Raw genomic sequence first — 18560 nt, 5'->3', positions numbered from 1 at the left:
CCCTCGGGAGGCAACGTGTTGGGCACCGCTGACCTAAATGACGCCATGCTAGTTGTGGAGAAATTCTGCCGGGAGAACCCTATGAAGACATTTCTAGGCGGGCTCCATGTATTGGTCATAGGGGTTGCCAAAGAGCGGTAGACGCTCGTTGTTCTTACCTCTGGGCACCTTGCATTAGGGCCATTTCTGCACGAAAACCAATCCCGCGCCAAAATTTTCAACCTCATCGTTATGATGTCGGGTTTTCCAGTCTGGAATATAAGATGGGGCGTTCCCCCTGAAATCTCGGTGTGAAAGCCAGAGCTATCAAGCAACGAAATCCGGCCTCAGCCAGAAAGGTCCAAGCGGAACCATAAATAAGTTGGGGGCACACAGCCCCACACACCTAGACCAGAAACGATATTAGGCTGCCGCAGCTTCTCGCTTGATCCTGTACACCGTGGCGACACCGCAATCAGCCAGTTTGGCAATCTGATCAGCTGACATTGTTGGATGCTTCCGCATCAGTGCCTGTACCTCTGCCCACTTGGCAGCGTTCCTTCCTTTTCCAGATGGCTTCCAATCAGGGTCAGCAGCTTTCTTGTTCTCCAAGCCCTGCTTGATGCGTTCCACGCGTTTCTCTTGATCCAGTCGTGCCATGGTGGCCATTAAATCAATCAACATGTTGTTGATCACATCCATGATTTGACCAGTAATTCCCTTCGCTTCAACCAGCATGTGACTGGTAGGCAAATCAGCTACAACCAACCGCAATCCCTTGGCCTTGATAGTGGCCTTGAGATTGTCCCAGTCAGCCTGTGAGAGGCGACTCAGGCGGTCTACGGACTCAACCAATAGTACGTCGCCACTATCGGCAGTATTGAGCAGGGAGAGCAGCTCAGGGCGGTTGAGCTTGGTGCCACTGACGTTCTCGGCATACACGCCAACGATGCTCAAACCCTTCTCGGTAGCGAACAACTCCAGAGCCACTTTTGCACGGTTGGCGTCTTGATCTTTGGTCGATGCTCGGAGGTACAAGTGGGCGTTCATGGGCGACTATCCTTTGGAGTCTTGATTTGATAGAGCAATGATAAATTATCGTTAAGCTATTTTAAAGACTTTAGTGATAGTTTTTTTGGGCCGCTGCGGAGCGTCCGCTGCACTACCGGATAGGTCTACTGCTTTGATAGCGATTATTGTCGGAGCTTGAGGATTCCAGCGGTGATAGCGGACGCATTCACATCTAGGGTTTCCAATGCGGTGATCGCGTTTTCATGGGCTTCGCTTGAACCGGTGGATTTTGCCCATAGGGCCAGCTCTTCAATTGCAGCGGCCAAAGAGTGCTGGTTGTGAAGGAGGAGGGTTAACACATCTACTGTGGCTATGTGGGCTTCTGAGTTGTCTGCCATGGCGGTCGTCCATGAAGGTGTGAGGGAGCCTAACGACACCCCCACGGTGAAGCTATTTACCCTTTGGCTTCGTTGGTTTCTTCGGCGGTGGGATCGTCTCTACCGTTGTAGTGTTGGGACGCCGCTTTGCTTCGTCGATAGGGATGAACTCCCCGGTCTTTGAGTCCCGGCCGCGCTTGTTAACCATGTGCAGCTCCTTAATAGTCAATCGCCACGCTGGCGACACCATCAACGCTAGCTTAGGCCAGTAGTTCCGCAAGGGTTCAGGCTGAGGGGGAAAACGTCCTGTCATTCATCCGGCAATGACTTTTCAAACTCAACGACCAGTTCTGCAAGACCAATCCCCAGAACTTTGCACAGATCGCGAAGCTGCACGATATCCAAGCGGCGTGTCCCGCTTTCAACGTCACTCATGAACGACTGTGGACGTCCCAGAGCCTTTGAACACTGTACTTGAGTCAGACCAGCCGCTTTCCTGTGCTTCTTCAGCAACGACAAAAGCACAGCGTTTTCGGGTCTATAGATCGTCTTGGACATGGATGGCTGGCTATGAGTGGGCAGCCTTACAACCTATATCTGGTTTTCAGATATCTGAATTTGGGATATTGTTGCGTCTATCTGTCGTCCCCAAGGAATGCTTTATGAACACCGTTGCCCGTATGCTGTGCCTCCTGCCCTTGTTCGCATCTGCCGCGATGGCAGAAACCTATCCTAAGAAGACCTTGGTTGCTGGTTCGATGGTTTGTTACAAAGCAGGTGACTGGACCAAGATGGTGGAAGCGTCGCTTGATCAGGATGAGGATGAGGCTGGACGTCTGATTGAATCGGGTAAGTGTCGAACAATCTCAACGGCTACCAAGGTCAATTTCATCGAGGGTCCGAAAGAAGGAGACAAGTCAGCATTGATTCAGCTACCAAGCGGCAAGACTGCCATGACAGCCAATGGTTGGTTGCGTTGATAGCAGGAAAAGGAAAACACATGAACCGTATGTTTTTGAAAATTGCACCCTGCTTTGCGTTCCTATCTGCATTCGCCTATGCGGGAGAAAATCTGAGTTCAAAATACTGGTCCCTTGGCTGGTCCAATAAAGCTACTGTCGTCAGTAAAGAAAGCGAACACGACTACATTCGAGTCATTCCCTACGGGCAGGATATGCGCTTAGCGTATCTCATCAGTGGTGAGGGTGCTTGTCCTGAAGGGGAGTCGAGTTTTAAGGTTCAGGGAAAAGTTAACGGTAAAAGCCTGAGTTTTACTGGCATGTGTTCGGACGAGTACTACAAAGAACTTGCACCAGCAACGAATCAAGATCAGTCAATCTTAAAACATGAATTTTTGAGAGCTAAGTCAGTGGTGCTGAAAATCGACAATCTTCCCAAGAGGACCTTTGCGACTGCCAAATTTAGGTCTATCACTGAGTCCGTTGGACTTGTCATTGACGAGTAGCCAAGAGATTGACCTCTCAAACTTCGTTTGGAGTATTCGCACTGTAAGCGTCAGCTTTCAATCGTACTCAGCTACGGCGTGACCGCCATCATTCCTTCGGGTGTACTCCAGTAAGTAAAAGAGATTTACACAAATCCAGCTCTTGCTTTTGATCTTGACTGCTAGTGCAAGGTGGTTAGCGACAGCTAACGATGGTATCCCGATCAAGCTCCGCTTGGCTGGTTGCACGTCAAGGCGGCGAGCCTTGGAGGTGAGGGGGATGATATTTACATATCATTTCATCCCCTAACTTTACCGGTTGAGTCAGGCTGTAAGCGGCGCTTACGTGAATATCCACCATGCTCCGCATATCAAGTACCTCAAGATCAAAAGCGAGGAGCTTTGATTTGTGTTGATACTATATTAATTAATTGGTGTGCTGATCCAGAATCGGGACGATACAACTATTGTCTTCAAAGCGGGTTATCCCACTCAGACGTCAGCGTCTGGTATTTACTAGTGAACAAGTGAACTTTGTATAGTCTTTATAGACAAAAGGTTCACATGCACAGACTGTCGTACTCGTGATCAACCTCTTGAGCAGGTGCTTCAGCTTGTGATCGCTGAGGTACGCGCTCCTCCATTTTGCTCACTGCGTCCAGCATCTGCCGCCCTTGAATGATTGGTCCAGCCGGATGACTACCTGTGACCATCGACAAAACTGCATCGCGAACATGCCAAGATGAGGCATTGGGATACAGTGCACAAATTTCCCCATGCAGTTCATCGAGTCGGTCCCTCAGGAGGCTTGCAGCTTCGACAATTGCTGCTTGGCTTGATCTGGCTGCTTCAGGCTCCATCCAATCAGGACGGACAAAAGCATCATCGGGAAGACCTCGCTTGGTTTTCCGTTCGATGGCCTCAGGGATCATCTCCCCAAAAGGAATACCATACGCGGCTTTTATCTTGGTGCGGAACTCAAGGCGGGATATGCCTTCAGGACGAAGCGCCAGCGGAGTCAGCTCTTCCATCAAAAAGTAGTGAGTATCGTAGACGGCAACGGAACTCAGATTCTTCTTGCACCAGTTGATGGTTATGCCGTCATCGCTCAAGGCTAGGACGATCTCCGCATAAGTGTCACCTTCAGTGCGCATCTGTATTGCTTTGGTGCGAGTTGTAGGCGTGATTTTGCTTCTTGTCATTTCGTTCTCCTTCGTCAGTTCATTGCATAGGCATTCCTCTCGGGGTTGTGCCGGTTTGGTTTGGTAAATGACGCCCACAAAAAAGCCCCATCTAAAACGCTGCATGAACAGTGTTCGCGTGAGGCTCTTCGAGGTGTCGGTCTGTCCGCCGAGACAGGGGAGCATAATGCACTTTTATACCGTTTCTGTCAATCTTAGTATTGACGTGATGTGAAAGTATTGATCTAGAAATGGCTGTTTGAGTGCTTCCGTGCGTTGTACCTTTTCTGCGAGAGCAAGGCTGTAAAAACTGGTTTCAGCGAGAGAGAAAGCACCCTGCTTAGTCCAGACAGCCATGTAAGCCTGTAAACACTGGACTGAGCGACAGTTGTTCCTCAGAGCATGACGAATCCAGTGCAGGTTATGCTCGGGTTTATCGATGGTTATTCGGGGTTATTGAATGTGCGTCAACGCCTCGGCCATCGCTTTGATCGGGATTCTGCTGCCATAGATGCCGAAGGTGACGGAGCTGTCTTCATGTCCCACCATTCGTTTGATCAGTGAGTCTTGCACGCCTGCATCACGCAGATCATCTATGAAGGTGTGGCGGAAACTATGGAAGGTTTTGCGTGGATCGGTGATACCCAGTTTCGCCTTATAGCGGCCAAACCATTTCGAGGCTGCGTGCCCGAGCTTTCCTCGCACTGCTTCCAGTTTGGGGAATAGGCGATCATCCCCATTTGCCCTGACTGAGTCAGCGTATTGCAACAAGCCCTGCTCGATCAGAGAAGGGTGCAGGGGAAGAACACGACGGCTGCTGGAGTTCTTGAGGTTCTGGCCTTCACGGCTGTCATCGATGCGGATGCACTGCATGCCCTGTTGCTCGATGAAGTCATCCACCCGCAATTGGCAGAGTTCTTCCAATCGTGCCCCAGTGGCTCGCCCTAGGAGCGGCAACCAGTAGCGCCATGGATGCTTTCGGGCTTCTGTTTTGAGTGCATCCAGATTGAGCAGGGTGGTCAGATCGTGTCGATCAAAGGACAACCGTGCCTCCTTGGCCGATCCAGTCATCACCTTCATGCCCACCAGAGGATTATCCGCTACATATCCATTTGTCTTGCACCAGTTTAGGAAGGCGGAGAGTTTGCGTAATCGATTGTTCACGGTAACGGCGGTGATGGTCTTGTAAGTGGCGCCTGACTCAACCACCTGCTTTAGGGTCTTGCCCTCGTACTCGGGGCGTAGGCCGAAGTATTGCGGGCAGCGACTCAAACGATCTTTCAACAGGCGGGCTTGCTGGACGTCGAATGCTTCCACGGGCATGTCACCCATCAGTTCGAACAAGTCTCGTAATGAGCGTTCGACTTCGTGCGTGCTGACCTCACGCCACGTGCCACCACGTTTTCCTTCTTCTATATAGAGCTTGGATAAGCTGGCGAGTGTAGGGCCGTCGCTGTTCCGCTTCATGGTGGCCGCTGGCGCCTTCCTTGGAGCAGTCTGGATTGGCTGTGTTGGGGTAGCATCTCGCCATTTCGAACACAGCCTACGCAGCGTCTGAAGGTCGTCCATGGGGTGGGCCTTCAAGTGGCTGTGGACTTGCTGGGCGAGTGAAGCAGCGAGGAACAGGGCGCTCTGCCGCTGCCGGATGTTCAGGCTCAAACGTAAAGTGTGACACCTCGGGAAGAGATGCTTGGGTAGCTTGAGATTGAGGTAATAGAGCGCCCCGCGCTTGATCATGTAAGCCATGGGTGTGACACCAAAGTGTTACAGCAAAGTGTGACAGTGCTGGCTACACCCCGAGTTTTTACTGCCCGTGCAAGGAGTTTTCACGGTAGAGATATTGCAACCAAAAGAGCCTGAAACCCTTGCCCCGTAAGGCCCGCAACGATTGCCGAGCATGCTTGCATGCTACCTGGTCAGATCCGGAAGGAAGCAGCCACAGCGGGAACATTGTGTGCCGGGGTGTGGCTGGTGGGGTTGCCTCCATAACGCCCAAGCCTTCGTTCGCAAGGTTTGCCAACTTCAAAATTTCTTGTTGTTTTGCTGATCGATACCGATCGGTGCTTTCTGCTGCCCAGGCTTTGGCCGGACAGGGCAATCGGGCGTCAACGTCTACAAGGAAGCCGGTCCTGTGCATCGACAGGACCGGCCCCTGCGGTCAGTACTGAGCCTTCACATATTCAGCAATCGGCTCTTGCAAAAGATCCTGTGGATGATCCCCGCCGAAAGTTGCCCATTTGCTTTTACCGGACAAGATCGCAGACCCCAGCGGCTGTGCGCCAGTCGGGCCATAAATAGCGAGCTTCACTTCAATCTTGTCGGGGAGGCCCGACCATTCCGTGGCGCGTTCTTCCCAGTGCAGGATTTCCGGGATGACGTAGTAGCCCGAAGGGCTGTTCTGTCTCAGGCAGCTCAATTCACGGCACGCGCCCACTACCGTCACACGGTTGGTGTAATAAGAGAAGGCCGTCTTGACAGCGGCAGCTGTCATATCGCCGGAAGCTGGGTAGGGTGTCGTTTCGTAGCGACCGTCGACCGGTATGGCGATGGTGACGGGCATTTGCCGATCAAGTTTTCCCGGGTTGGGGAATACGTCTTGTTGCGCGTATTTGGCGGTGCAGCCGGTGGCGAGTATCGAGACAAGAATGATCGAAAGTTTACGCACGGAGTCCCCTGGGATTTTGTTGTGTCGACGAGTCGGTGGGCGTCATCGGGACGCAGGAATCAGTGCGTTGATAGTCCGGGTTCGTGGCAAGAGATGTCAACGTGACATTGCGTCGTGTGTCATCCTCGGAATTGGGCGGGCGAGCAAAGAGAAGCCTGGCTTGTCTCGCCTCGACAGGCCAGGCTGCTCTTTCACTGCGTCAAGGCTTGGACAAGGCCTGGTCGACCGCTGCGATCAGCTTTCCCAGGTCCTTCGGGGTGGCTTTGTGTATGACACCGAACAGGTACGCCCGCTGTTCGTCCTCATCGGCCATGTCGGCAAAAAAGGCCTTCAGTTGCACATCCAGCACATTGGCAAGCAGGAACAAGGCTTCGACACTGGGGGTGTAGGCGCCGGTTTCGAAGCGGCTGATGGTTTTAGGGTCAAAACCGGTTTTTTCGCCAAGTTCAGCCTGAGTAAGCCCCGCTACTTTGCGGTAGCGTCTGATGGCCGGACCCAAACTTGAAATTCGCATCGCTTAATTCCCATTTAGAATCAAGAACTTAACGATAGATTTTCGCATTAGGCAACCGCGTGATCCATCACCTTGCTTTGCAAAATGTGATGTGTTTCGTAGAATCTGCCTTTGGCACGGGTATTTGGTGACCTGCTTTTCGAAGCCGAGGTGTGTGCAGGGGCCGGGCCTTGTGTTCTTGCCACGATACAAGGCAAGGGCTGAAGCTCCCCCTTGGCATCGCCAGGGCCCGCGCTCCAGCTTCTCTCAGAGTGTTTGAGCCTAGTTGATTTTCGCCTGTCTTGAAGGCGGTGCAACCGCGCGCGACAAATGAGCCTGACTCATGGATGACTGCTTCGATGGATAAGAAGTACCGCAGGGCCGTTGACGCCGCCGCGATTTTTTCCGAGACCGATCTGAGCGGGCGCATCACCTACGTCAACGATCAATTTTGCAGTCTTTTCGGTTACCGGCGCGATGAATTGCTGGGCGCGAATCATCGTCTGCTCAATTCCGGCCAGCACCCTGGCGAGTTCTTCAGCGCCATGTGGCGCACCATTGCCCTGGGCCAGGTCTGGAAAGGGGAAATCTGCAATCGGGCCAAGGACGGTACGCTGCACTGGGTCGACACCACCCTGGTGCCGGTGATCGACGACCAGACTGGCCAGATCGAGCGTTACCTGGCGATTCGCTTCGACGTCAGCGAAAAGCGTCGGCTACTGCATTCGTTGCAATGGCGGGTCGGTCACGATGTGCTGACCGGTCTGCCCAATCGTACTTATCTGTCGGATCTGCTGGACCAGGCCCTGGAGTTTTCCCGCGCGGAAAACCTGCCCCTGGCGGTGTGCATGCTCGACCTCGATGGCTTCAAGGCGGTCAATGACGGTTATGGTCACGCCAGCGGTGATCGACTGTTGGTGGAGGTTGCCAGGCGCCTGCGCAGCATTGTGCGTGGCGAGGACGTGGTGGCGCGGCTGGGCGGGGACGAGTTCGTGCTGGTGTTGCGCCATGTACGTGGGATGGAAGAGCTGCATGCGGCGTTGAACCGGGTGTTGATCGCCGTCTCGATGCCGTATGCCATTGATGGCAAGGACATCAAGGTTTTCGCCAGTATTGGCGTCACGTTGTTCCCGTGGGATAACGAAGACGCCGAGACCTTGCTGCGTCATGCCGACCAGGCGATGTACGTGGTCAAGCAAAGCGGTCGCAATCGTTTCCACTTGTTCGATGTGTCCCGGGACAAGGAGGTGCGGGCCACTTACCAGACGGTCGAGCGGGTCCGCCAGGCACTGGCCGATAACGAACTGCGGCTGCATTTCCAGCCCAAGGTCAATATGCGTCATGGCACCGTGGTCGGCCTGGAGGCGCTGCTGCGCTGGAAGCATCCGCAACGTGGCCTGGTGCCGCCTCGGGAATTCTTGCCCCTGGTGGAGGAGACTGACCTGATCGTCGAGATCGGCGAATGGGTCATGGAGCAGGTCTTGACCCAGTTGCAACAATGGCAGCAAGCGGGGCAGGGCTGGCCGGTGAGCATCAATATCTCGGCGCGGCATTTCCAGCGGGCGGATTTTGTCGAGCGGCTGCGACAGGTGCTGGAGCGGCATTCGGCGGTGCCGCCACGGCTGTTGGATCTGCAGATTGTCGAGTCCGTCGCCGTGGAAAACCTGGCCCACGTCAGCGCCTGTCTCCAGGCATGCCAGGCGCTGGGCGTGGGTTTTTCCCTGGGCGGTTTCGGTACCGGCTACTGCTCGCTCAACGACCTCAAGCACCTGCGCACGCAAACCATCAAGATCGACAAGACCTTCGTGCGCGACATTCTCGATGACCGCGACGACCTGGCGCTGACCGAAGCGGTGATCGGCCTGGCTCGGGCGTTTGGCCGCGAGGTGGTCGCCGAAGGGCTGGACAGCCTGGAGCATGGCCAACTGCTGCTGAGCCTGGGCTGCGAGGTGGCACAAGGTTATTTCATCGCCCGGCCCATGCCGCCCGAACAGATACCTGGCTGGGTGCAGGGGTTCGTCCCGCCGTCGCAATGGCGACAGCGGCCAGGCGATCAGGGCGAGGGCGCCTCGCTTTCGGCCCGCGATGCTTCACTGCGGCCGGTGTAGAGTTGGATGATCGCGTCGATTTCTCCGGACATCTTCATGTTCAGCAATGTCCTCAGAATGCGTTGTGCGGGAATGTTCGGATCGTCGCGCACGTAACAGCTCAACAGTTGTTCCTGCAGGACAGCCACCTCATGGAGTTGGCGATCAGCGATATGACGTTGATTGAACCAGTCCAGCGCCCATTGGTTGCTGATCCCGTAGCGATAACGCCCGGCCAGCAGTTTCGCCAGCACTTGTTCCTGGCTGCGGGCATCGTCGCGACGCAGTTGACCGGCGTCGAACAAGGGTTGCAAGGTCGGGTAGCTATAGCCGAGCACCGTGCCGATGGGTTGGGGCGACAGCGTTGTTGGCGTTACCGTCGCTGATGCGCTTGCCGTGGCGACGAGCAGGTCACGATGGAAAAACAACGGGATGCTCCACAGGTAATCGCTATTGTCCTTCACCCAGTCAGGGCTGACATAGCAACGCATGTCGATCTCGCCGTGTTGCATGGCACCGTCGAGCCGGGCGCGGGAGAGGACGTGGAATTGCGCCGGCTTTCCTATCTGGGTCGCCAGGCTGGTCATGATGTCGGGAATGATGCCCTGGGTCGGGCGGCCTCGTTCGATCTGCACCATGGGCATCGACCAGCCGTCGGTAATGGCGAAACGCAGGGGGCCTTCCTCGGCAAGACAACCGGTACTCAACAACAGCAAAGCCCCCATGGCTGAGCGCATAAACTCTCCTGACTGTGTAAAAACCGTGTCGACAACGAGCCCCTGGCCTAGCTTAGTCACATTAGACGAGCGCACCGGATGCAATTTCGCCCCTGCTCCGCTAGCATTAGCCGCTTATGTTCCTTCGTTGCGACGGTTTTCGATGAGTTATCAGGTTCTTGCACGTAAATGGCGTCCGCGCTCGTTCCGCGAAATGGTCGGCCAGACCCATGTGCTCAAGGCTCTGATCAATGCCTTGGACAGCCAGCGGCTGCACCACGCCTACCTGTTCACCGGTACCCGGGGCGTGGGCAAGACCACCATCGCGCGGATCATTGCCAAGTGCCTGAACTGTGAAACCGGTATCACTTCGACACCTTGTGGCGAGTGTTCGGTCTGCCGGGAAATCGACGAGGGCCGCTTCGTCGACCTGATCGAGATCGACGCCGCCAGCCGCACCAAGGTCGAAGACACCCGTGAACTGCTCGATAACGTGCAGTACGCCCCGAGCCGTGGGCGCTTCAAGGTCTACCTGATCGACGAAGTGCACATGCTCTCCAGCCATTCCTTCAATGCGCTGCTCAAGACCCTCGAAGAACCGCCGCCTTACGTCAAGTTCATCCTGGCGACCACCGACCCGCAGAAACTTCCTGCAACGATTCTGTCGCGGTGCTTGCAGTTCTCCCTGAAAAACATGACGCCGGAACGGGTGGTCGAGCACCTGACCCACGTATTGAGCGTCGAGAACGTGCCATTCGAAGACGATGCGTTGTGGCTGCTGGGTCGCGCCGCCGATGGTTCGATGCGCGATGCCATGAGCCTGACCGACCAGGCCATCGCTTTCGGTGAAGGCAAGGTCATGGCCGCCGATGTCCGAGCCATGCTCGGCACCCTCGATCACGGCCAGGTCTATGACGTCCTGCATGCGCTGATCGAAGGCGATGCCAAGGCGCTGCTCGAGGCGGTGCGTCACCTGGCCGAGCAGGGCCCGGACTGGAATGGCGTACTTTCGGAAATCCTCAACGTGCTGCACCGTGTCGCCATTGCCCAGGCCCTGCCCGAAGGCGTCGACAACGGCCATGGCGACCGTGATCGCGTACTGGCCTTGGCCCAGGCACTGCCGGCGGAAGACGTGCAGTTCTATTACCAGATGGGCCTGATCGGCCGTCGTGACCTGCCCCTGGCGCCGGATCCGCGAGGCGGCTTCGAAATGGTCCTGTTGCGAATGCTGGCGTTCCGGCCAGCCGACACGGCGGACGCCCCGAGGCAAACGCTAAAGCCAGTGGGGATCAGCCAGGCCACAGCTGATTCCGCCAAGCCAGTGGCTGCCGCGCCCGTCGTTGCGCCGGCAGTGGCTCCGGCAGCGGTGGCACCTGTAGCCCAGCCGGTGCCGGCGCCTGTTGTCGCGACGCCCGAGCCGGTCGTCGAGGCGCTGCCCGAGCCCGTCGCCGAAGAAGTCGTCGACCTGCCTTGGAACGATCCGGTCGAGCCGCAAGTGGTCCAGCAGCCGGTCGTCGAGCCCGTCTTGGAAACCGTCGCCGAGCAGCCCGAGTTGCCGCCGATGCCCCTGCCGACGCCCGACAGCGTGGTGCCCGATGCGCCGGAATGGGTCGCCGCGCCCGTGCCCGAGCCGACGGTGGCCGACGTCGATATCGCCACGCCGGGCATCGACCCGGACGACGAGCCGCCGCTGGATGAGGATTACATCGAGCCGGACATGGATTCGGCGTACAGCTATCTGGACGACCTGGCCAGCGAGCACGCCGCTGAGCCGGCCCCGGAGCCCGAGCCGGAACCGGCGGCGATGCCGGCCACCGGGCTGGCCCTGCAATGGCTGGAACTGTTCCCTAAACTGCCGATCAGCGGCATGACCGGCAGCATCGCGGCCAACTGCACGCTGATGGCCGTGGAAGGCGACCACTGGCTGCTGCACCTGGACCCGGCACACAGCGCACTGTTCAACGCGACCCAGCAACGTCGCCTCAACGATGCACTGAACCAGTACCACGAGCGCACCCTGACGCTGACCATCGAGCTGATCAAGCCCGAGCAGGAGACCCCGGCCCAGGCCGCGTCCCGCCGCCGTGCCGACCGTCAGCGCGAAGCCGAGGAGTCGATCCACGGTGATCCATTCATCCAACAGATGATGCAACAGTTCGGCGCCGTGGTCCGTCACGATACTATCGAACCTGTCGAGGCCCCGGTCACCCAGGGCTCATAACTGAAGGCGCCGGGCCGAACGGGCCGGGCGTGTTGTTTATCCAAGTACTTTCGAGGTGATTCCCATGATGAAAGGTGGCATGGCCGGCCTGATGAAGCAGGCGCAGCAGATGCAGGAAAAAATGGCCAAGATGCAGGAAGAACTGGCCAACGCCGAAGTCACCGGCAAATCCGGTGGCGACATGGTGACCGTGGTCATGACCGGTCGTCACGACATCAAGCGTGTCAGCATCGACCCAAGCGTGGTCGAAGGCCTGAGCGAAGACGACAAGGAAATGCTCGAAGCCCTCTTTGCCGCCGCCGTCAATGACGCGGTGCGCAAGATCGAAGCCAACAGCCAGGACAAGATGTCCGGCATGACCGCTGGCATGCAACTGCCACCGGGCATGAAACTGCCGTTCTGATTCGCCATCCCGGTCGGGATGGGCTACACACAATGCCAGGCATCGCGCCTGGCATTTTTATTTCCGGCCCAGATACGGCGTTGGATGTTCGGCCGCTATCGCGAGCAAGCTCGCTCCCACACTGGATTGAAGTGTTCGTCAATTGTGAGGTTCGTCGCAGGTCCTATGTGGGAGCGAGCTTGCTCGCGATGCGACCCCTGCGGTCCAACCGAACAAACATCGAACGCCACCCCCATGGCCATGGTCTGCTCCCTATACGTGCCACTCAACGATCAAGGAGACGCTTCCATGTCACAAGCATCGACCACCAGCCAGCGCATCGTCCTGGCCTCTCGCCCCCATGGCGCCCCGACCCCGGAGAATTTCCGCCTGGAGCAGGTGACCCTGCCGGACCTGGCACAAGGGCAGATCCTGCTCAAGACGCTGTTTCTGTCCCTGGACCCCTACATGCGCGGGCGCATGAGCGATGCACCTTCCTACGCCGCGCCGGTGGAAATCGACGAGGTGATGACCGGCGGCGCTGTCAGCCGCGTGGAGCGTTCGATGCACCCGAAATTCCAGGAAGGTGATCTGGTGGTGGGCGCCACGGGGTGGCAGAGCCACAGCATCAGCGATGGGCGCAACGTGATGCCCATCCCCTCCGGGCTGCCCAGCCCGTCGATGGCCTTGGGGGTGCTGGGCATGCCGGGCATGACCGCTTACATGGGGCTGATGGACATTGGCCAGCCCAAGGCCGGGGAAACCCTGGTGGTCGCGGCCGCCTCGGGTGCCGTGGGCTCGGTGGTCGGCCAGGTGGCGAAGATCAAGGGCCTGCGTGTCGTCGGGGTCGCTGGCGGCAGCGAGAAATGCAAGTACGTGGTCGATGAGCTGGGCTTCGATGCCTGTGTCGATCACAAGAGCGCGAATTTTGCCGAGGAACTGTCGCGGGCCTGTGACAAGGGTATCGATATCTATTACGAAAACGTCGGCGGCAAGGTCTTCGATGCCGTCGTGCCGTTGCTCAACGCTAAGGCGAGGATCCCGCTCTGTGGCCTGATCGCCTCCTACAACGATCATCAAGCACCGAGCGGCCCGGATCGCCTGCCGCAGCTGCAGCGCACCTTGCTGACCAAGCGCTTGCGGATCCAGGGGTTTATCGTGTTTGACGACTATGGTGACCGCCAGCCGGAGTTCATCAGTGCCATGGCCCCTTGGGTGCGCGATGGCAAGGTCAAGTTTCGTGAGGACGTGGTCGATGGCCTGGAAAATGCGCCACAGGCGTTTATCGGCCTGTTGGAAGGGCACAACTTCGGCAAGTTGGTGGTGCGGGTCGCGCAGGATTGAGTATTTGACGCTAACCGGAGGCGCGGGTATAAACCGCGTCTCGTTGTTATGTCGGACATTTCCTCCATGAGCTTCAGCCCTTTGATTCGCCAACTGATCGATGCCCTGCGAACGTTGCCGGGTGTGGGTCAGAAAACTGCCCAGCGCATGGCGTTGCAATTGCTCGAGCGTGATCGCAGCGGCGGTTCACGCCTGGCCCAGGCCCTGAGCCAGGCCATGGAAGGCGTAGGGCATTGCCGTTTATGCCGCACCCTCACCGAGGATGACCTCTGCCCGCAATGTGCCGACCCGCGTCGGGACGACACCTTGCTCTGCGTAGTGGAGGGGCCGATGGATGTGTATGCGGTGGAGCAGACCGGTTTTCGTGGCCGTTATTTCGTGCTCAAGGGCCATTTGTCCCCGCTCGACGGCTTGGGGCCTGAAGCCATCGGCATTCCACAGTTGATCGCGCGGATCGAAGAAGCGGGCACGTTCACGGAAGTCATCCTCGCCACCAACCCGACGGTCGAAGGCGAAGCCACTGCCCATTACATCGCCCAACTGCTGAACAACAAGGGCCTGGTCGCCTCCCGCATCGCCCACGGCGTGCCACTGGGAGGGGAGCTTGAATTGGTGGATGGCGGGACGCTGGCGCATTCGTTTGCGGGGCGTAAACCGATCGCGTTATAACCGCTCCCACAGGTTCGATGGTTGCCTGCCCTTTATTTTTCGCTGAGGGAGAACTGCGTCAGGCAGAACGTCGGGATCCCCATGTCTTCCAGGCGCTGGGAGCCGAGCAGTTCCGGCAAGTCAATGATCGCTGCGGCCTCGTGGACCTTGGCGCCCATGCGGCGGATCAGGTTGGCGGCGGCGATCAGCGTGCCACCGGTGGCGATCAGGTCATCGAACATCACCACCGAATCCCCCTCGCACAGGCTGTCGGCATGCACTTCAAGGAAGGCTTCGCCGTATTCGGTCTGGTATCCCTCGGCCAGTACGTCGGCCGGCAGCTTGCCTTGCTTGCGGAACAAGACCAGCGGTTTGTTCAACTGATAGGCCAGGATCGAACCGATCAGGAAACCGCGCGCATCCATCGCGCCAATGTGCGTGAACTCGGCCTCGACATAGCGGTGGGCGAAACTGTCCATGACCAGGCGCAGGGCGGTCGGGGATTGGAACAGCGGGGTAATGTCGCGAAAGATCACGCCGGGCTTGGGGAAATCGATCACGGGGCGGATCAGGGATTTGATGTCGAAGGAGTCAAAGACCATCGTGGAGGTGTCCTGGCAGGGCTGCAAACGCGGCAGTATAGCGCGGCGGGGCAAATCCCTCAGCCGCACTCGTCCATCAGCCCTCGATCGAGCCGCCGGCCAGGGCGCAGAGCTGGATCGGGTCGAGGATGTGAATTTCCTTGCCTTCGGCGGCAATCAATTCGTTCTGCTGGAAACGGGTGAACACCCGGGACACGGTTTCCACCGCCAGGCCCAGGTAATTGCCGATTTCGTTGCGCGACATGCTCAGGCGGAACTGGTTGGCCGAGAACCCGCGGGCGCGGAAGCGTGCCGAGAGGTTGACCAGGAACGTGGCGATGCGCTCGTCGGCGGTTTTTTTCGAGAGCAGCAGCATCATCTGCTGATCGTCACGGATTTCCCGGCTCATGACCCGCATCAACTGGCGACGCAGTTGCGGCAACTGTATGGCCAGCTCGTCCAGGCGGTCGAAGGGGATTTCGCACACCGAGGTGGTTTCCAGCGCCTGGGCCGAGACGGGATGGCTCTCGGTGTCCATGCCGGACAGGCCCACCAGTTCGCTGGGCAGGTGGAAACCGGTGAGCTGCTCTTCGCCGCCATCGCTCAGGTTAAAGGTTTTCAAGGCGCCCGAGCGCACCGCGTAGACGGAATCGAAGGTGTCACCCTGGCGGAACAGGAATTCACCTTTTTTCAACGGACGGCCCCGTTTAACGATTTCGTCCAGCGCCTCCATGTCCTCCAGATTCAATGAAAGTGGCAGGCACAGGGGAGCCAGGCTGCAATCCTTGCAGTGGGCCTGGTTGTGGGTGCGCAGTTTGACTGGCTCGGACATTTCTTCAATCCTTGTGGGAAAACACACATAGGCCGTAAGGGTACCCCAGCGTAGGCACTCCGGCCAGTGCGGTTTCGTCGTCAAATTGTCGCGCTCAGATAACCCGAGAGAAGCGCTGCCGGTTGTGCTGCTCCAGATAGGCATCGAAGACCATGCACACGGATCGCACCAGCAGGCGCCCGGCGGGCAGGACTTTGATGTGCGTGTTGTCGAATTCGATCAGACCGTCCTTGGCCATGGCCTGCAATTGCGGCCATAGCGGCGCAAAATATCCGCCAAAATCGATATTGAAGGTTTGCTCGATCTCGGCGAAGACCAGGTTGAAATGACAAATCAATTGTTGGATCACCGCACGCCGCAGTCGGTCGTCGGCGTTGCATAGCCAGCCCCGACTGGTCGCCAGTTGCCCGTCGGCGAGGGTGTTCTGGTAATGATTCAGGTCGCTGCTGTTCTGGCAGTACAGGTCGCCGATCTGGCTGATGGCCGATACGCCAAGGCCGATCAGGTCGCAATGGCCATGGGTGGTGTAGCCCTGGAAGTTGCGCTGCAACGTGGCCTCTTCCTGGGCGATGGCCAACTCGTCGTCGGGCAGGGCGAAGTGGTCCATGCCCACGTAGCGGTAGCCGGCGGCGGTCAGTTGTTCGATGGTGCCCTGCAACATCGCCAGTTTCTGCTCCGGGTTGGGCAAGTCCTGGCTGTTGATGCGCCGCTGGGGCATGAAGCGCTCCGGCAAGTGGGCGTAATTGAACACCGAGAGCCGGTCCGGTTGCAGGCGGATGACCTCCTCGACGGTGCGGGCGAAGTTGTCCGGGGTCTGCTTGGGCAGTCCGTAGATCAGGTCAATGTTGATCGACCGGAATTGCAAGGTTCGGGCGGCCTCGACCACCGCGCGGGTTTCTTCCAGGCTTTGCGGGCGATTGACGGCACGCTGCACCGCCGGGTCAAGGTCTTGCAGGCCGATGCTGACCCGATTGAACCCCAGTTCACGCAATAGCCCCATGGTCGACCAGTCGGCCTCCCGGGGATCGATCTCGATGCCGTAGTCGCCGGAGTCATCGTTCAGCAGGTTGAGGTGCTTGCGCAGCGTGGCCATCAGTTGGCGCAGCTCGTCGTGGCTGAGGAATGTCGGGGTGCCGCCACCAAAGTGCAACTGTTCCACGGGCTGGGCTGGGTCCAGGTGGCAGCCGATCAGCTGGATTTCCTGTTCCAGGCGTTGCAGATAGGCGTGGGCGCGGCCACGGTCCTTGGTGATGACCTTGTTGCAGGCGCAGTAGTAGCAGATGTTCGCGCAGAACGGCACGTGCACATACACCGACAGTGGCCGCCGCGCCTTGCGGCTGTCACGCAGGGCATGGAGCAGGTCGAAGGTGCCCACCTGGCCGCCGAACTGCGCCGCAGTCGGGTACGAGGTGTAGCGTGGTCCCGCCAGGTCGTAGTGGCGGATCAGGTCTGAGTCCCAACGGATGGCGTCGAGCATGCGGGTGTTCCCCGGGTAGGCTGGCATGGGGCGAGTCTAGGGGGGTAGGCGCGGGGTGGTCTTGATTTGCGTCAACAGGCTCGCTGCGCAGAAGGGTGTGCAAGGCTTTTGAAGACGATACATGACCTGTGGGAGCCGAGCTTGCTCGCGATGACGGCGGCACAGCCAGCGCGGATGTCAGCTGACACACCGCCATCGCGAGCAAGCTCGGCTCCCACATTCAGTGACCCATGAGCCAATGCTGATGCGGCCCCGGCAGTGTCCAGATCCCGAAAACAATCACCAACAGCCCGCCGGCCATGCGCACGCTGCGTTTGCGCAGCAGGGCGGTGATGCGCTCGGCGGCCAGGCCAGTGGCGAGCAGCACCGGCCAGGTGCCCAGGCCGAAGGCGAGCATCAGCAGGGCGCTGTCCAGGGCATTGCCCTGGCTGGCGGACCATAGCAGGGTGCTGTAGACCAACCCGCACGGCAGCCAGCCCCACAGGGCACCGAGCAGCAAGGCCCGGGGCAGGCTCGACACCGGCAGCAAGCGGTTGGCGACGGGTTGGATGTGCCGCCACAAGCCACGCCCCACGCTTTCGATGCGGGTCAGGCCGCTCCACCAGCCCGCCAGGTACAGGCCCATGGCAATCAACAGCAAGCCGGCCAGCACCCGCATGATCATCGCTGCCGGACTGTTGGACACGGCCCAACCGGCCAGGCCGATCAGCAGCCCGGCGGTGGCGTAGCTCAGGATTCGTCCCAGGTTGTACGCCAGCAGCAACCGGAAGCGGCGGCTGCGCTGGTCCTTGGGAATCGCCAGGGTCAGGGCGCCCATCAGGCCGCCGCACATGCCCAGGCAATGGCCGCCGCCCAGCAGGCCAAGGATGACGGCCGAAACCAGCAGTGGCGCCAGGTCAAGCATGGGGTGGGGCCTTGTCGTCCGGCTTGCGGGCCTCGCCACTGGCTTCGTCCACCGCCGCCTTGTGGTTCGGGTCCTGATCGTCGAACAGGATGCTATGGGCCGGACCGTCGAGGTCGTCGTACTGTCCGCTGTCCACGGCCCAGAAGAAAATGTACACGGCGATGGCCACGATCAGCAGCGCGGCCGGGATCATCACGTAAAGAGCTGGCATGTTGGAA

General features: G+C 58.4%; 20 protein-coding genes. 7 read left to right on the top strand and 13 right to left on the bottom strand.

The annotated features are described in order from the left end of the window. Positions 1-402: 402 nt before the first annotated feature. The 3 genes from BLQ55_RS05120 to BLQ55_RS05110 form a co-directional block, all read right to left on the bottom strand. Entirely contained in the window at positions 403-1029 is a 627-nt protein-coding gene (locus BLQ55_RS05120) for a recombinase family protein (RefSeq protein ID WP_092252739.1), read from the bottom strand. 143 nt (positions 1030-1172) lie between these two features. After that, positions 1173-1388 (bottom strand): hypothetical protein, encoded by a 216-nt coding sequence (locus BLQ55_RS05115; RefSeq protein ID WP_092252737.1) that lies wholly within the window; start codon positions 1386-1388, stop codon positions 1173-1175. A 288-nt stretch (positions 1389-1676) separates the two neighbouring features. Beyond that, a complete protein-coding gene (locus tag BLQ55_RS05110) occupies positions 1677-1925 on the bottom strand; it encodes a helix-turn-helix domain-containing protein (protein WP_092252735.1) in 249 nt (82 codons plus the stop codon). A gap of 104 nt (positions 1926-2029) precedes the next feature. Here BLQ55_RS05110 and BLQ55_RS05105 point away from each other — a divergent pair, with 104 nt between their 5' ends. Beyond that, positions 2030-2347, top strand: coding sequence for a hypothetical protein (locus BLQ55_RS05105; protein WP_092252733.1), 318 nt, complete (start codon positions 2030-2032; stop codon positions 2345-2347). Positions 2348-2367: 20 nt separating this feature from the next. Then, positions 2368-2832, top strand: a complete 465-nt coding sequence (locus BLQ55_RS05100) for a hypothetical protein (RefSeq protein ID WP_092252732.1) — start codon at positions 2368-2370, stop codon at positions 2830-2832. Between the two features lie 539 nt (positions 2833-3371). Here the strand turns inward: BLQ55_RS05100 and BLQ55_RS05095 are convergent. The 4 genes from BLQ55_RS05095 to BLQ55_RS05080 form a co-directional block, all read right to left on the bottom strand. Beyond that, on the bottom strand, positions 3372-4013 hold the full coding sequence (locus BLQ55_RS05095) for a hypothetical protein (protein ID WP_092252730.1): 642 nt from the start codon (positions 4011-4013) through the stop codon (positions 3372-3374). 432 nt (positions 4014-4445) lie between these two features. Further along, the gene (locus BLQ55_RS05090) at positions 4446-5738 is read right to left on the bottom strand and encodes a site-specific integrase (protein ID WP_092252728.1); all 1293 of its coding nucleotides are present in this window, start codon (positions 5736-5738) and stop codon (positions 4446-4448) included. 412 nt (positions 5739-6150) lie between these two features. Next, positions 6151-6657 (bottom strand): DUF4823 domain-containing protein, encoded by a 507-nt coding sequence (locus BLQ55_RS05085; RefSeq protein WP_092252726.1) that lies wholly within the window; start codon positions 6655-6657, stop codon positions 6151-6153. Positions 6658-6856: 199 nt separating this feature from the next. Then, positions 6857-7171: a helix-turn-helix domain-containing protein gene (locus tag BLQ55_RS05080; protein ID WP_092197411.1), complete on the bottom strand. Its 315-nt coding sequence runs from the start codon at positions 7169-7171 to the stop codon at positions 6857-6859. Positions 7172-7509: 338 nt separating this feature from the next. Here BLQ55_RS05080 and BLQ55_RS05075 point away from each other — a divergent pair, with 338 nt between their 5' ends. Next, positions 7510-9258: a putative bifunctional diguanylate cyclase/phosphodiesterase gene (locus BLQ55_RS05075; RefSeq protein WP_092197409.1), complete on the top strand. Its 1749-nt coding sequence runs from the start codon at positions 7510-7512 to the stop codon at positions 9256-9258. Here BLQ55_RS05075 and BLQ55_RS05070 read toward each other — a convergent pair. Beyond that, positions 9204-9974 (bottom strand): substrate-binding periplasmic protein, encoded by a 771-nt coding sequence (locus BLQ55_RS05070; protein WP_092252724.1) that lies wholly within the window; start codon positions 9972-9974, stop codon positions 9204-9206. The genes BLQ55_RS05075 and BLQ55_RS05070 overlap by 55 nt on opposite strands. A gap of 142 nt (positions 9975-10116) precedes the next feature. Between BLQ55_RS05070 and dnaX the strand changes: the two genes are divergently transcribed. The 4 genes from dnaX (at position 10117) to recR (ending at position 14569) form a co-directional block, all read left to right on the top strand. Then, positions 10117-12174, top strand: a complete 2058-nt coding sequence (dnaX, locus tag BLQ55_RS05065; RefSeq protein WP_092197405.1) for a DNA polymerase III subunit gamma/tau — start codon at positions 10117-10119, stop codon at positions 12172-12174. A 64-nt stretch (positions 12175-12238) separates the two neighbouring features. After that, positions 12239-12577 carry a YbaB/EbfC family nucleoid-associated protein gene (locus tag BLQ55_RS05060; protein WP_003183512.1) on the top strand — a complete coding sequence of 113 codons (339 nt, stop codon included), beginning with the start codon at positions 12239-12241 and terminating at the stop codon, positions 12575-12577. A 288-nt stretch (positions 12578-12865) separates the two neighbouring features. Then, the gene (locus BLQ55_RS05055) at positions 12866-13900 is read left to right on the top strand and encodes an NADP-dependent oxidoreductase (RefSeq protein WP_092252722.1); all 1035 of its coding nucleotides are present in this window, start codon (positions 12866-12868) and stop codon (positions 13898-13900) included. Positions 13901-13966: 66 nt separating this feature from the next. Further along, positions 13967-14569 (top strand): recombination mediator RecR, encoded by a 603-nt coding sequence (gene recR, locus BLQ55_RS05050; protein WP_060743061.1) that lies wholly within the window; start codon positions 13967-13969, stop codon positions 14567-14569. Between the two features lie 32 nt (positions 14570-14601). Here the strand turns inward: recR and BLQ55_RS05045 are convergent, their stop codons facing one another. From BLQ55_RS05045 to ccoS, 5 genes are all read right to left on the bottom strand, one after another. Then, on the bottom strand, positions 14602-15150 hold the full coding sequence (locus tag BLQ55_RS05045) for an adenine phosphoribosyltransferase (RefSeq protein ID WP_003183509.1): 549 nt from the start codon (positions 15148-15150) through the stop codon (positions 14602-14604). A gap of 76 nt (positions 15151-15226) precedes the next feature. Beyond that, entirely contained in the window at positions 15227-15961 is a 735-nt protein-coding gene (gene fnr / locus BLQ55_RS05040) for a fumarate/nitrate reduction transcriptional regulator Fnr (protein ID WP_092252720.1), read from the bottom strand. A gap of 94 nt (positions 15962-16055) precedes the next feature. Then, positions 16056-17438, bottom strand: coding sequence for an oxygen-independent coproporphyrinogen III oxidase (hemN, locus tag BLQ55_RS05035; RefSeq protein WP_092252718.1), 1383 nt, complete (start codon positions 17436-17438; stop codon positions 16056-16058). Between the two features lie 220 nt (positions 17439-17658). After that, positions 17659-18342, bottom strand: coding sequence for a sulfite exporter TauE/SafE family protein (locus tag BLQ55_RS05030; RefSeq protein WP_060738435.1), 684 nt, complete (start codon positions 18340-18342; stop codon positions 17659-17661). Next, positions 18335-18553, bottom strand: a complete 219-nt coding sequence (gene ccoS / locus BLQ55_RS05025) for a cbb3-type cytochrome oxidase assembly protein CcoS (protein WP_003183505.1) — start codon at positions 18551-18553, stop codon at positions 18335-18337. The genes BLQ55_RS05030 and ccoS overlap by 8 nt, the downstream gene beginning before the upstream one ends. Positions 18554-18560 lie beyond the last annotated feature (7 nt).

The sequence above is a fragment of the Pseudomonas sp. NFACC13-1 genome (genome assembly GCF_900104425.1).
Classification (GTDB): domain Bacteria; phylum Pseudomonadota; class Gammaproteobacteria; order Pseudomonadales; family Pseudomonadaceae; genus Aquipseudomonas; species Aquipseudomonas fluorescens_AA.
This window is presented reverse-complemented; position numbering and strand designations above follow the sequence as displayed.

Bases quoted from the DNA above. Each gene is read 5' to 3' on its own strand.
- BLQ55_RS05120 (WP_092252739.1), bottom strand. From the start codon at position 1,029: ATGAACGCCCACTTGTACCTCCGAGCATCGACCAAAGATCAAGACGCC.
- BLQ55_RS05115 (WP_092252737.1), bottom strand. From the start codon at position 1,388: ATGGCAGACAACTCAGAAGCCCACATAGCCACAGTAGATGTGTTAACC.
- BLQ55_RS05110 (WP_092252735.1), bottom strand. From the start codon at position 1,925: ATGTCCAAGACGATCTATAGACCCGAAAACGCTGTGCTTTTGTCGTTG.
- BLQ55_RS05105 (WP_092252733.1), top strand. From the start codon at position 2,030: ATGAACACCGTTGCCCGTATGCTGTGCCTCCTGCCCTTGTTCGCATCT.
- BLQ55_RS05100 (WP_092252732.1), top strand. From the start codon at position 2,368: ATGAACCGTATGTTTTTGAAAATTGCACCCTGCTTTGCGTTCCTATCT.
- BLQ55_RS05095 (WP_092252730.1), bottom strand. From the start codon at position 4,013: ATGACAAGAAGCAAAATCACGCCTACAACTCGCACCAAAGCAATACAG.
- BLQ55_RS05090 (WP_092252728.1), bottom strand. From the start codon at position 5,738: ATGGCTTACATGATCAAGCGCGGGGCGCTCTATTACCTCAATCTCAAG.
- BLQ55_RS05080 (WP_092197411.1), bottom strand. From the start codon at position 7,171: ATGCGAATTTCAAGTTTGGGTCCGGCCATCAGACGCTACCGCAAAGTA.
- BLQ55_RS05075 (WP_092197409.1), top strand. From the start codon at position 7,510: ATGGATAAGAAGTACCGCAGGGCCGTTGACGCCGCCGCGATTTTTTCC.
- BLQ55_RS05070 (WP_092252724.1), bottom strand. From the start codon at position 9,974: ATGCGCTCAGCCATGGGGGCTTTGCTGTTGTTGAGTACCGGTTGTCTT.
- dnaX (WP_092197405.1), top strand. From the start codon at position 10,117: ATGAGTTATCAGGTTCTTGCACGTAAATGGCGTCCGCGCTCGTTCCGC.
- BLQ55_RS05060 (WP_003183512.1), top strand. From the start codon at position 12,239: ATGATGAAAGGTGGCATGGCCGGCCTGATGAAGCAGGCGCAGCAGATG.
- BLQ55_RS05055 (WP_092252722.1), top strand. From the start codon at position 12,866: ATGTCACAAGCATCGACCACCAGCCAGCGCATCGTCCTGGCCTCTCGC.
- recR (WP_060743061.1), top strand. From the start codon at position 13,967: ATGAGCTTCAGCCCTTTGATTCGCCAACTGATCGATGCCCTGCGAACG.
- BLQ55_RS05045 (WP_003183509.1), bottom strand. From the start codon at position 15,150: ATGGTCTTTGACTCCTTCGACATCAAATCCCTGATCCGCCCCGTGATC.
- fnr (WP_092252720.1), bottom strand. From the start codon at position 15,961: ATGTCCGAGCCAGTCAAACTGCGCACCCACAACCAGGCCCACTGCAAG.
- hemN (WP_092252718.1), bottom strand. From the start codon at position 17,438: ATGCTCGACGCCATCCGTTGGGACTCAGACCTGATCCGCCACTACGAC.
- BLQ55_RS05030 (WP_060738435.1), bottom strand. From the start codon at position 18,342: ATGCTTGACCTGGCGCCACTGCTGGTTTCGGCCGTCATCCTTGGCCTG.
- ccoS (WP_003183505.1), bottom strand. From the start codon at position 18,553: ATGCCAGCTCTTTACGTGATGATCCCGGCCGCGCTGCTGATCGTGGCC.